The organism is Haloferula helveola (assembly GCF_037076345.1).
GTDB lineage: Bacteria > Verrucomicrobiota > Verrucomicrobiia > Verrucomicrobiales > Akkermansiaceae > Haloferula > Haloferula helveola.
In genome coordinates this window covers 2,271,424-2,284,286 of the sequence record NZ_AP024702.1, presented here as the reverse complement: position 1 = coordinate 2,284,286, position 12,863 = coordinate 2,271,424, and the positions used below count along the sequence as shown (strand labels likewise).

The 12,863-nt window shown below is 64.2% G+C and carries 9 protein-coding genes; 3 read left to right on the top strand and 6 right to left on the bottom strand.

Annotation, left to right across the window (positions count from 1 at the left end):
- Window positions 1-7: 7 nt before the first annotated feature.
- Window positions 8-1,135, bottom strand: coding sequence for a hypothetical protein (locus HAHE_RS08330; protein WP_338690122.1), 1,128 nt, complete (start codon window positions 1,133-1,135; stop codon window positions 8-10).
- Window positions 1,136-1,244: 109 nt separating this feature from the next.
- On the opposite strand from HAHE_RS08330, the gene pabB reads away from it, so the two are divergent.
- Window positions 1,245-2,498, top strand: a complete 1,254-nt coding sequence (gene pabB / locus HAHE_RS08325; protein ID WP_338690120.1) for an aminodeoxychorismate synthase component I — start codon at window positions 1,245-1,247, stop codon at window positions 2,496-2,498.
- A gap of 352 nt (window positions 2,499-2,850) precedes the next feature.
- Here the strand turns inward: pabB and HAHE_RS08320 are convergent, their stop codons facing one another.
- Both HAHE_RS08320 and HAHE_RS08315 read right to left on the bottom strand, forming a co-directional pair.
- Window positions 2,851-4,404 carry a LamG-like jellyroll fold domain-containing protein gene (locus tag HAHE_RS08320; RefSeq protein ID WP_338690118.1) on the bottom strand — a complete coding sequence of 518 codons (1,554 nt, stop codon included), beginning with the start codon at window positions 4,402-4,404 and terminating at the stop codon, window positions 2,851-2,853.
- On the bottom strand, window positions 4,401-4,940 hold the full coding sequence (locus tag HAHE_RS08315; RefSeq protein WP_338690117.1) for a sigma-70 family RNA polymerase sigma factor: 540 nt from the start codon (window positions 4,938-4,940) through the stop codon (window positions 4,401-4,403). Before HAHE_RS08315 ends, HAHE_RS08320 begins: the two co-directional genes overlap by 4 nt.
- 180 nt (window positions 4,941-5,120) lie before the next feature.
- Here HAHE_RS08315 and HAHE_RS08310 point away from each other — a divergent pair, with 180 nt between their 5' ends.
- Together HAHE_RS08310 and HAHE_RS08305 are read left to right on the top strand one after the other, a co-directional pair.
- Window positions 5,121-7,280 carry an Ig-like domain-containing protein gene (locus tag HAHE_RS08310; protein ID WP_338690116.1) on the top strand — a complete coding sequence of 720 codons (2,160 nt, stop codon included), beginning with the start codon at window positions 5,121-5,123 and terminating at the stop codon, window positions 7,278-7,280.
- Between the two features lie 315 nt (window positions 7,281-7,595).
- Window positions 7,596-10,511: a hypothetical protein gene (locus tag HAHE_RS08305; RefSeq protein ID WP_338690115.1), complete on the top strand. Its 2,916-nt coding sequence runs from the start codon at window positions 7,596-7,598 to the stop codon at window positions 10,509-10,511.
- 7 nt (window positions 10,512-10,518) lie between these two features.
- Here the strand turns inward: HAHE_RS08305 and HAHE_RS08300 are convergent, their stop codons facing one another.
- Genes HAHE_RS08300 through rpe form a run of 3 tightly spaced genes read right to left on the bottom strand, consistent with a single transcriptional unit; the run spans window position 10,519 to window position 12,804 of the window.
- Complete coding sequence (locus tag HAHE_RS08300; protein WP_338690113.1) at window positions 10,519-11,367, bottom strand: peptidylprolyl isomerase; 849 nt, start codon at window positions 11,365-11,367, stop codon at window positions 10,519-10,521.
- The gene (locus tag HAHE_RS08295; RefSeq protein WP_338690111.1) at window positions 11,364-12,095 is read right to left on the bottom strand and encodes a hypothetical protein; all 732 of its coding nucleotides are present in this window, start codon (window positions 12,093-12,095) and stop codon (window positions 11,364-11,366) included. Before HAHE_RS08295 ends, HAHE_RS08300 begins: the two co-directional genes overlap by 4 nt.
- A gap of 40 nt (window positions 12,096-12,135) precedes the next feature.
- On the bottom strand, window positions 12,136-12,804 hold the full coding sequence (gene rpe / locus HAHE_RS08290) for a ribulose-phosphate 3-epimerase (protein ID WP_338690110.1): 669 nt from the start codon (window positions 12,802-12,804) through the stop codon (window positions 12,136-12,138).
- Between the last annotated feature and the right edge of the window lie 59 nt (window positions 12,805-12,863).

Below are 12,863 nucleotides of genomic sequence, written 5' to 3'. Positions count from 1 at the left end.
GGAGGGGTCAGCGTTCGGGGAAGGGTGGCAGCGCGGGCTGGAGCGGGATCTCGTCCTCGAGGGGTGGAAGCAGGCTGCCGTCGAACGGAAGCTCCTCGTCAAGGAACAGCGGGTCCATGCCTTGCTCCGGCTCGGTGCGGTTCATCGAGGCGAGGTGCCGCGGCCATGCCTGGCTATCGATCAGCTCGTTCTTGTAGATGAGCTCCACGACCTGGCCGTAGTACTTCCGTCGGCCGAACAGGTGCTCCTGCGAGGGATCGGGGGCGGGCAGGACGTAGGTGACCCGGAGGACCTCCTCGCCACCGAGCCAGTCGAACTCACCGCTGACCCACTCGACTTCGTTCTGCGATTCCGGAGTTGCGGGAACCGGGTCGCCATTGGCGGTCTTGTCGAAGAACTTCACCTGAACGAAGAAGTCGTTCGGGTCCGGCTCGCTGCCTGGGGCGGCGTTCACCGGGATGGTCAGGACCACACGCTCGCCGCCGGCGAAATGGTCATCCTTGAAGATCCGGGCGCGGCCGAGAGCGAGCTTGCCGCGCATGTCGACCGGCATCGCAATCCCATCGCGGAGCTTCTGTGCGGCCAGCGGGTAAAGCGCGCCGGCGCCGGTGGTTCCGAGTTCGAACACGGCTTGGTACGACTGCGCGGCTTTCTCCGCCAGCGCGGGATCGAAGGCGGCCATCGTTTCGTAGACCATGCCAAGCTCGTAGTGGACGTTCGGATCGTTGGGTGCCTTGGTGCGGGCTTCCTCGAGCTTTACGATCGCGCTGCCCATGTCTTCGGAGATGCGGGCCTCGCGGGCCTCGTTGACGAGTCGCTCGACGACCGGGTCGGCAATCGGCGGTGCGTCGAGCGGGCGGGCGGGTGGCAGGGGCTTCTCCACCGGGATCTCGATCGGTGGCGGCAGGGCGACGACCGGCTCGGCCGGTTGGGCGGGTGCGGGAGCCGGCTTCGGCGCGACGTTGACGATCTTGGTGACGATCTCCTTTTCCACCCGGACCTCGCGGCTCGCCTCGAAGCGCACCGCGAGGGCGATCCCGCCCGCCAGGAGCTGGATGAAGGCGACCAATCCGAGCACCCAGCAGGATAGCCGGAAGCACAGGTTCGGGCCGCTCGAGGCAGTCGTTTGGCTCATACCCGAACGCTAGGTCCCCGCGCGGCAGGGGAGCAAGGCGGGAATCGCTCTCCGCGATGGCCGGAACTTGGAACTTGGCAGGCGGCCCGCCCCGGTTTCAGTTCCCGGCGTGAAGCCACCGGTCCAGCGGCGAACCGGAGCGCTCGACGGCCGGACGCCGGGCGAGGTCGCCGCGCGCCTGCGCCATCTTCCAGGCATGGTGTTCTTCGACACCGCGGGCCACTTGCCGGCCAGCTACCGGAATCCGGTTTCGATCATCGCCGCCGAGCCGGTCGAAGTGCTGAAAGGGTCGATCCACGATCCAGCCGACCGCTGTCGGCTGGAGGAGGTCCTGAACAAACGGAGCGGTGGCCCGGCGGCGGACTGCGGGTTTCCGGAAGGAGGCCTCTGCGGCTGGGTCGATTACGAAGGCGACTTCGTCTTCGGCGACTATCCGGAGATGCTAATCCACACGCACGACGGTGGCTGGCACGAGATCGGTTCCCTTTCGGAGAAACTGGCGGAGCCGGCGGACGACCGGCCGTCGCTCGGAGACGTGACGCCGGTCTGGCCGCGCCAGCGGTTCCTCGACGCGGTCGGGCGCATCCGTGAGTGGATCGCAGCCGGCGACATCTACCAGGTCAACATCTCCCAACGCTTCGAGGTCGAAGTACGAGGTCCATCGTTGTTTGGCTTGTATGAACAGCTCCGTGCCGCTTCACCGTCGCCGATGGCAGCGTGGCTTTCGCTCGACGGTCGCGAGGTGCTTTCTTCTTCGCCGGAGACGTTCCTCCGAATCTCCGGTCGCGGAATCGAGACGCGGCCGATCAAGGGTACGCGTCCGCGTTTCGCCGATCCGGTGGCGGACCGCCGTTCGGCGTACGAGTTGCAGACCTCACCGAAGGAAATCGCCGAGCTGGTGATGATCACCGACCTGCTGCGCAACGACCTCGGGCAGGTCTGCGAGTTCGGCAGCGTGGAGGTCGACGAGATGCTCCAGCTCGAGACGCTCGAGCAGGTCCACCACTTGGTATCGACGGTCAGCGGCACCCTGCGCGAGGACGTCGGGCCGGTCGGAGCGCTGGCCTCGTGTTTCCCGGGTGGCAGCATCACCGGAGCACCGAAGCGGCGGGCAATGCAGATCATCCGCGAGTTGGAAGGCGGTCCCCGCGGAATCTATTGCGGGGCGATCGGGTATCTCGGCTACAATGGCGAGAGCCAGTTCAGCATCGCGATCCGGACGATGGTCCGCGAAGGCGGACAGCTGCAGTTCCACGCCGGAGCGGGCATTGTGGCGGACTCCGATGCGGAGAAGGAATTCGAGGAAACCCTACACAAGGCCGAGGGAATCCGGCTGGCACTTGAGCGGTTCAGGGGAGAGTAGCAATGTTTCCGGAGACATCGTCATCCCGCGGTGACATCAAGCCCCGAAGGGGCGACGGCAGTTAGCCACGGGGTTCACCCCGTGGAACCAGGTCGGCAAAATGATTCAGCCCCGGCAGGGGCGTAGGCGGACTCCCGAGATGTTCCCACGCTCCGCCGACGCACCTTCGGCGCTTGGCCCTCTCTAATGCCGTTACCACGGGGTGAACCCCGTGGCTAACTGCCGTCGTCCCTTCGGGACTGCTGATCATGCTGACGTGTGGATCGGCAAGAGACGGTTATCAGCTTTCAAGCGACGGTTGCTTGGGACGGCCGAATTGGAAGAGCGTAGCATCCAAGCAGGGCGACCGTAACTATTCCCCGTCCGTCCCGATCGCGGCTTCGTACTGCCGGGAGACTTCCGCCGGAGTCAGCGGCCGGCTCCACATCGCGATTTCATCGACCCAGCCGCGGAAGTGTTTCGCGCCTTGATCGGTCAGGTCTTCGCTCGGCTTGCCGAACCTGACGCGCGATCCGGCGGACGACGTCGAGGTGAGGCCTCTCGGACCGTGGTCGGCGGCCGCCGACTGTCCGTCGACGAAGAGTTCGGCCGATGCCGTGCCCCAGCTGGCCGCAATGTGGTGCCAACGGCCGTCTGCCACACTCCGCGACGATGCCAGCACGACGTCGGCCCCGTCGTTCTTGATGAACATCCGGACCCGACCGGACTCGGCCAGAGAAGTGTAGACCAGGCAGACTTGCGGGTTGCGCTTCCCTTCAGGAACCGGCCCGACCAGCCAAAGGATCTCCTCGTGGGTGATCCCCGGCTCGCGCCGGATCCAGAAGCTCACGGCACCTTCCCGTTGTCCCATCTCATGAGTCTCGCTCGGGCCGGCGACCAAGGAATCATCCTCGGTGCCAATCAGGCGAAGGCAGCGGTTGTCGTGGTCGAATCCATGGAAGGCCTCGTTGCTTCCCACGCCGGGTTCACCGCCGATCACCTGGGATTCCGTGGAGTCCGAATGGCCCCGCCTGTCGTCTTCGAAGCGCCAATATCTCAGCGGCGACTGGCCGCGGACGGTGGTGGGGTAGTTGCGGTCGGCTTCGAGAAGCTCTGCCAGATCGGGGAATGGATCCTCGGCGAGAGGTTTCTCGGATGGTTCGCCGAAGAGCGGAACCTCCCGGGCTTTCCCGTCCGGCTTCAGTGAGGTGATTACGGGTTCCTGCTTCCGGTTCAGCACCTGCAGCTCGCCTTCGATGAGATGAATCTCCGCGGCTCCCTGTTCCGGCACCCGGACACCGAACCGCGTGCCGATATCGCGCACGATCAGTTCCGGAGTCTTCAGTTCGAATGAGTCGTCCGAGGTTCCTGAATCGAACCACAACATGCCATGGACGAGGTCGGGTTGGTTGAGTTTCGGGAACCGGACTTCGGCGGGTCCCTGGATGGCCAGCGTGGCGCCGGACTCCAGCTCAAGCCGGGCGATGCCGGACATGACCCGGACCGTCGAGCCTTCGGTCACATCCGACTCCTTCCGGTCCTCTTCCCGTGCGACCGAGTCGACACTCCACAGGGTGTCGGCGGCCACGGTGACCTTCGCGGAGTCAGGGCCGGGCTGGCTGATCGCTACCAGCCCGAGGATCGCGGCGACCAGCGCGATCACGGCGGCCGCGGCCAGCATCGAGCGTTGGAAGAGCCGGCGTTGGGCGACGGATGAATCGATGACCGGAAGCAATCCGCGCTCGTGCATCTTGGCACCTTCCATCTTGAGCACGGCCGAGTGCTGGAAGTACTCGAGGTAGGCCCGGCGTGCCGCGGGCGAGCGTTCCAGCTCCGCCATCAGTTCGTCGCGCCGACGGGGATCGATCGAGCCGTCTTCCAGTTCCATGAAGGCGGCCAGCAACTCACCGGACTCGTTCGAATTCATGTGGCGTTCCCTCCCAGCTGGGTTTTGAAACGCACACAGCTCCGGAGGTTCGTCCGGATCCGGTGCAGGCTGCCCTTCAGGTTCTCCGCCTTTCGTCCGATGGCGGCGGCGACTTCGCCGAGGCTACGTCCTTCGTAGTAGTAGCGCAGCACCAGTCCGCGGTCTTCCGGACGCAGCTGCTGGACGCATTCGCGGAGCGCGTCGTGACGGTGGTCGTGTGCGTCGAAGCACTGGTCGGCGGCATCATCGAGCAGCTTCACGAGGGTTGCTTCAGGGACGGTCCAGACCTTCTTCCGTTTCAGGTCGCGCCAGAGGGCGAGCACCTTGAAGCGCGCCACCGAGAACATCCACGCCTTGAAGTTCGTGCCGATCTCGAACTCCCGCCGTTTCCGCCAGACGGCGGCATTGACCTCCTGGACGACGTCGTCGACGTCGGGAGTTCCGGGCATCAGTGACACCACGAAGGCATGGAGAGCCGCCTGATGGCTGACCACCAGCTGCACGAAGGTCTCTTCCATGTCGGGGCTTTCGGCCATCGGACGCGCTTTCTCCCCTGCCTATACCGGAACGCCCCCCGAGGGTGGTGCGGAAATTCGGAGAATTCGTGAATCCGCGTTTTTTTTGGCGAATTCAAAAAATGGCACAACCTTGCCATCCCTTGACGGAATTCATCATCGAGCCGCCCTCGGCGGGAACCTCGACCTTCGAAAACCCCGATGAAAAGCCATATCCTGACTCCAGTCGCCGTCCTTTCCACTTGCTGTTTCCTGAGCTCATCCGCGCACGCCGCTTTGTTCAGTGAGGACTTCGAGAGCTACACACCGGATGCCGGCCTCGACACATCCGGCCCGTGGAACCAGGTCGCGCCCGGGGCCGGAACCGCGACCCTGTTCGTGCGCGACGACCTCACCGCGACACCCTTCGGGGCATCCAACCAGTACCTCGAATATGATGACAACGATGCCACGAGCGGAGGCAGTGTGCGGGTCCAGTCGCCGAACTTCGCGGAGGCCTCGGGTGCGGTAACGACTTTCGTTTTCGACTTCTACGAGCCATCGGCCGTCAGTGGGGGAAGCCTGATCGTCGGTTACGCCAACGAAGATGCGGATCTGAACGGAGCGGGTCAGCGGCTGGCGGTCAACCTGAACGACGGTGCGGTCACGGGACTGTCGACCGTGGCAGCCGCCGGGTCGGACACTTACAGCCTCGATACCGCCTACCGGCTCTATGTCATCTTCAACGACACCGGCTCGAGCGTGAGCTACACCGGTGGCTCAGTCGCTGCAGGCGTTGCGGACCTCTGGCTCGAGGAGATCGGTGGTTCCTTGACCTACGTCGGCACGAAGGACGCATCGAATTCCCAGACCGCTGCCTATCGAGTCGGTTTCCGGAGTTTCAGCAGCACGATCCAGCAGGCGCTCTTCGACAATGTGTTCCTCTACCAGGGGGTGGCGCTACCCGGTGACCTCCCTGCGATCAGCGAGACGCTACCAGCAGACGATGCGACGGCTGTCCTCGAGGACGCGAGCCTCGTCGCGACCTTCGACAAGGGAGTCGTGGCAGGCACCGGGAACATCACGCTGAAGCGGACGGCGGATGATACGACGGTCGAAGTCTTCGATGTGAGCAACCCCGCCGAGGTCGACATTTCCGGGAACGTGGTTTCGGTCACCCCGGCGAGCCTGCTTGCGTCGGACACAGGCTACTATGTCCTGATCGATGCAGGTGCCCTGGAAGACGAGATCGGTGAGGCGTTTGCCGGGATTTCCGCAACCACCGACTGGAACTTCACCACCGGCACCTCGGTTACGGGAGCCTTCGCGGATGACGACCGGATCACCGGCCGGGCCGAGGCCGGTGCGGAAGCGCCCGGTTACTACTCGGGAGGGGCCGGCGGACGTGTCGGGATCGGTGGTGCCACCGGAGCGAGGTCCGATCTAAACCTCGTCCTTTCCTTTACGCTTCCGACCCTTCCGGTCGGTTCCACGCTCAGCGCGGCTTCCCTTGACTTCGAGATCACCGCCTATCGCAACCACAGCGGAGCGGATCCGGCCCTGAATGTCTACCTGCTCGATAGCGCCGACCCGTCGGGCACCGGCACGGACTTCTTCTACCATGGTCCGGCCGATCCGAATCCCGACGTCGAGTTTGTCGGAGCCACCGACCTCTCCGAGCCGACGTCAGCGGGACAGGTGAGCTACGCGGATGACGAGCAGGACCAACGCTATCAGATCACCGGCGATGCGCTGGCGCTTCTTCAGAGTTTCTACGGAGGAGACCACATCCCGGACCAGACGACGGTGTATTTCCGTTTCAATAGCGACAACCTCATCATCGGCAGCGGAACTGCGCAAATCGGAGGCACGACCTTCGACCGGTATTTCATCGACACCGATCCGGCCGAGTCGGCGCTCCAGATCGTGGCCGAGGGTGGTGCCCCGTCCAGCGCCTACGACACCTGGGCTTCGAGCTTCGTCCCGAATCCGGGAACGACTACCGACAACCCGGACTTTGACCCTCTGACCAACCTTCTCGAGTTCGCCTTCGGAACGGACCCCAACGTCAGCGACGCGGTGCCGCTGGTGCCGGACGGGTCGGTCAACGGGGTGCCGATCGTTCAGGCATCCGGTGGCGGTGGCGGGGTCACCTTCGATTACCTGTTTGTCCGTCGGACCGACCACGGGACCTCGGGGAGTGTCGATTACACTCCGCAGTTCAGCAGCGATCTGGATCTGTGGTACGACAGCTCCGCCACCCCGACCTTCGTGGCAAGCGCGGGAGCCGGCTACGAGGTGGTAAGCGTTCCGTATCCGGCGCTCCTTCCGGATGGAAAGAAGGCGCGATTCGCGCGAATGAGTATCGACGAAGTTCCCTAGTATCCCGCGCGGCAAGTTCGTCACCTTTCGGGATGTTGGAAGTTATTTTGAAATCAGCTCGCTGCGCTCGTCCGCCCGATGATTCACGGATCTTTTTCCCATCTGCGGCGTTGTTCCTCGGTCACAAATCTCGATTTGCTCCCTCGTCACGCCTTGCATTTGGGAAAAATCTCTCGCGCGAAAGTCAACGCTCTTGCCGCGCGGGACACTAGCAACTCTGTGAACACGAGCACCCCTTTTTCAAGTCGAACGCAATCGGACCGACATTCCGGCGGCCTTCCTTCCGGTATGGACGGATGCGGGCTGGTTCGGAGGGTGCTTCCATTCCTCCTCGGGGGAGTCCTTTCAGCATCCGTAACTGGTGCCGGGACCGGGTCGTCGCTCGTCTATCCGGGGCCGGGCGGGCAGCTTGAGTACGCGGGCTATGCCAACGAGGGGCAGGCGAGCACCGGCAACCGGATGATCGATTTCTCGATGGCCGGCTACCGGGGAGGTGGGGTGGCAATCCCGTGGGTGCCGGTCGAGATCGAACTCGATCCGGTGCCCGGTGGCGGCGACGACCATGCACGGATCCAGGCGGCGATCGATACCCTGAGCGCGATGCCGCTCTCGCCCGCCGGCTTTCGCGGCACGTTGCTGCTGAAAGCGGGGAACTACAACGTTTCCGAAACACTCCACATCAACGCCAGCGGTGTGGTCATCCGCGGCGAAGGGCAGGGGAGCGGAGGAACCGTGATCCACTTCACAGCGACGGCTCAGGACGACCTCTTCGAGTTCACCGGCAGCAGCCGATGGACGAAAGTGTCGGCCGGCGAAACCACGATCGCCGATCCGTTGGTGCCGAGCGGAGTTCGTTCCTTTGGCGTGGTGTCGGCGGCAGGTTTTTCGGTCGGCGACCGGATCATCATCAACCGGACTCCGAACCAGGCATGGATCGACCTCCTCGACATGGCGCAGTGGGGGTGGACCACAGGTGCCTACACGTCGGATCTGCCACGGGTGATCACCGCGATCGATGGCAACACGATCACGGTCGACGCGCCGCTCACGCATGCGATCGAGAGTCAGTACGGCGGCGCCGAGGTCTACCGCTACACCTTCGACGGCGCGATCCGGAATGTCGGGATCGAGGGCCTCCGGATCGAGTCCGCCTACACCAGTGACACCGACGAGGATCACGGCTGGAGTGCGGTGATGTTCCGCAAGGTCGAGAACGCCTGGGCGAGGAACATCACGGCGAATTACTTCGGCTACGCCTGCGTCGATATCCGTGACGACTCGCTGTTTGTCACGGTCGAGGACTGCGCACAGCTCGACCCGAAGTCACAGATCACCGGCTCCCGGCGATACTCTTTCCGCATCGACGATTCATCGTTCATCCTCTTCCAGCGGTGCTACACGGAGAAGGGTCGGCACGACTACGTGACGCAGTCGAACACCGCCGGTCCGAACGTGTTCGTCGATAGCCTCGCCGAGATCACCTACAGCGACATCGGGCCGCACCATCGCTACTCGGAGGGCATCCTGTTCGACAACATCAAGGGTGGTCCTACCAACGTCCAGAATCGCAAGAGCTCGGGAACGGGCCACGGCTGGGCCGGAGCCCAGACGGTTTTCTGGAACTGCGAGGCCAGCAGCATCATCTGCGATGCTCCGAAGGCGGCGATGAACTTCGCGATCGGATGCGTCGGGACGAAGAGCGAGAGCAACATGTCGCCGGAAGAGCCGTTCGGCTTCTGGGAATCCGAGCAGGTTCCGGTCACGCCACGCAGTCTCTACTACACACAGCTGATGGACCGGCTGGGAGAGCCGGCCGTGCGCACCGTGATCACACCATCGCAACTCGATGGCCGGATCTGGAGTGAACTTTCGTCGTGGCATGGAGACGGAGCGCCTCCGGGCCTGCCGCCCTTGGCACCGGTGCAGGTGGATCTGGGCAACGATCGGACCGAAACGGAAACCTCGCTGCCGGTGATCGCCGTCGTGCGCTGTCCGTTGCCCGACAACTTTCCGATGACCGTCACCGGATGGACCCAAACCTCAGGCCCGGCCGGTGTCACCTTCGACGACCCGGGCGCCGCGTCGACTGTGGCGCAATTCCCGGGACCGGGAACCTACGAACTCAGCTACTCCGTCTCGCAGGATGACAACCGCGACCCCGGGGACGTGGTGACGTATCCGGGATCGGACTCGGTCATGATTACCATCGTGCCGCCTCCCGATGCGGTCGGCACGCTCGCTTCCACCGACTCGATCGTCGGCGAAGGCCAGGCGGCCGCGCCAAGTGCAGACTACTATCCGGATGACGGATCGACCACGGTCGGCACCAGCGGATCGACGCTCACCGACACCCGGGTCGACCGGAACGTGGTGCTGGGTTTCACCCTGCCGACCTTGCCGGTTGGCGAATCGATCGAGTCGGTGGATCTCTTGTTCGAAATCACCGGCGCCCGCGACCAGACCGGTGCTGCAAACCTGCCGGATCTTCGGGTCGACCTCCTCGACACCGCCGATCCGGATGCGACTGGTGCCAGCTTCTTCCATCACGGGCCATCCGATCCGACCCAAGCCCACGTCGGTGCGACGGCGGTCACGATCAGCGGGACATCGCAGAACAGTTTCGCAGATGATGCCGAGGACCGGACCTTCGAGATCACCGGGGCGGCGCTGACCTTGCTGCAGGGATTTTACGGAGGCGACCACATCCCGGACCAGCCCGAGGCGTTCTTCCGTTTCAGTCTGAGTGAGGATCCCGATCTGGCGGATCTCCGACGTTACGCTATCGACTTCGGCGCGGAAGAGTCGCGCCTCGAGTTCTTCACCGGGTCTCCCGACGGCACCTTCGGATCATGGATCGCCGGCTACCCGGAAGTGGGTGCGGAAACCGAAGTCGACGATGACCCCGACGGGGATGGGAATGGCAACGGGCTTGAGAACTACTTCGGCACCCATCCCGGCGAGTTCTCATCCGGGCTTGTGGCGGGAACTCCGAGCGGAAACACCTTCACGTTCAGCCATCCGCTCAACCCCACCCCCGCAAGCGACCTTACCGCGAGCTACCGCTGGTCGAAGGATCTCAGCATCTTCACTCCTGACGGCGTGGCGCATGAAGGAACCACCGTGACGTTTTCCCAAGGCACGCCGGCCGGTGGATTTGTCACCGTCACCGCTACAGTGACCGGAGCGCCGACCGACCGGCTTTTCTTGGTCATCGAAGCGACGGCGGACTGACCCGGAGTCAATCCTCGTCGCGGGTGACCTCCGCCTTTTCCCGCAGTTGGACGGCGAGTTGGTGCAGTGCTTCGCGCCTTTGGTCGGCAAGGGCCTGTTCGCGGATGGTTTCCTCAAGCTCCTCGAAGGGCGGAATGTGCTCGGGCTCGAGCTCCTCGATCCGCACCAGGTGGAGCCCCTGCTCGTACGAGAATACCGGGCTGAGCTCGCCCTCGCGCAGCGAGAAAAGCATCGCTTCGAACGGATTCAGGGTCCGCTCGTGTTCGATCCATCCGAGATCCGTTTCGCCGTCTTCGCGGGCGGTGTGTTCCTTGGCCACTTCGGCGAAATTCGCTCCGTCGAGCACCTCGCCGCGCAGCCCGGTGATCTTCCGGTACTCGGCCGCAGGGTCGTCGCCGGGAAATCGGACGAGGTGCCGCACCCGGGCGCGTCCCGGCTTGCGGAAGAGCTCGGCGTTCTCATCGTACCACTCGCGCAGTGCCGCCTCGTCGAGCTCCGGCAGATCCCTCCAGACGTCGTCGGCGAAGCGTTCCATCCGCAGCCGGGCCACCGTTTCCTCGCGGAGCTGGTCGCGCTGCTGTTCAAGCATGTCCCACGACGCGCCGTGGCTGCGCCATTCCCGGAGCGAGTTTTCCAAAGCTTCGCGAACCTCGTCCCGGTTGGGTTCGGGCACTCTGCGCTCGGCTTCCTGCGCCAGCAGGATTCCCTCGATCACTTCGTCCTCCGCCTTGTGACGGAACTCCTCGTCGCGTTCGCAGCACGAGATCTCGCTGCGGGACTCGGCCTCGGATTTGATGCGCAGGAACGCATCCTCAACCAAAGCGGGGTCGATCGTCTCTCCGTTGACCGTGATCACTCGGGCTGACGGAACCGCGATTGGCGGGTGGAGAAGTGACTCATGATTCCGCTGCGGACACTCTCGAGCGCTTTCCGGTCCTGCTCTGCCTGCCGAAGGGTTTCCTCATCGAAGAACAGAGGCTGGTCCGGAGTGCCGCCATCGGGAACATCAACGACCGGCGGAGCGCCTCCATCGGAGCCGCCGCCATCGTCGCCGGAGGTCGGCCGACCGCCGCGGACGGGCTGGGCCAGATTCGGGTGATTGACCGAAATGTAGTCGTCGTAGAGCGACTTGTAAGTGGAAGTCCAACCTTCGGGGTCGGTCGCGATCGCGGTGCGGACGTCTTCACGCAGCGCTTCGAATGCCCTCGTGCGGCTGTCGGTGACGACGGCAGGAACCGGGCCGTCACCGGTCTCCGGATGCCGGGTGCCGGTTTGCCTCGCGGCATCGCGGGCGGCTTGGATCTCGGCGTATTTCTCCGGGCCGAGGATCCGGCGGAGCACCGCTTCCGGGTTTTCCTTCGAGTTTTTCGGCTCGGTGTCCCGTTGGGAAAGCTTCGGGCCTACCTCGGTCGGCTTTTCGCCCTCACGAATCACCGGGGCGGGGCGTTCGGAGTGTTTGAAATCGCGGCCGGTCGGGTCACTGGCGGCCGCTTGGTCTTCATTGCCATTCCATCCACGGGACAGCAAGGCGACACCACCGACGATGACGGCGGCTCCGGCGAGGGCGATGGTGGAAGGTTTCATGGGTCGGTAGTCGGAAAACGCCGCCGGGCGGCCGATTTGCCTAGGCTTGTCGGATGGCGGTGATGGCCTGAGCCATGTCCGGAGCGCCGAAGGTCGACGAGCCGGCCACCATGACATTCGCACCGGCCTGGGCGCAGCGCGAGGCGGTTTTGTGGTCAATTCCGCCGTCGACTTCAATGTGGAATTCCAGCCCCCGGTCCTCGCGCAGCTTCGCTGCGGCCTCGATTTTCGGCAAAACCTCGTCCATGAAGGCCTGCCCGCCGAAGCCCGGAACCACGGTCATGCAGAGCAGAAGGTCGATTTTGTCGAGAAACGGCTCGGCGTCCTCGATCGGGGTCGCCGGGTTGATCGCCAGCCCCGCCTTGCAGCCCGCGGCACGGATCCGGCCGAGCGTTTCGGCCACATCGTGGTCGGCCTCGGCGTGCACCGTGATCATGTCGGATCCGGCCGCGAGGAAGCGGTCGAGGTAGTGGTCCGGCCGCGAGATCATCAGGTGGACATCGAGGAAAATGTCGTTCGATTCGTGCACCGCGAGAACGACGGCGGGCCCGAACGAGATGTTGTCGACGAAGTGTCCGTCCATCACGTCGAGGTGCATCCAGTCGGCACCGGCGCGGATCGCGCGGGTCACTTCTTCGCGGATCCGCGAGAAATCGGCGGCGAGCAGGGAAGGGGCGATGACTCGGTCCTTGTAGGTCGGTGGAATCACGTCGCGGAGCGTAAGGGTCAGGTGCGAGGGGCCAAGTTCCAAAAAAGATCGGGCCGATT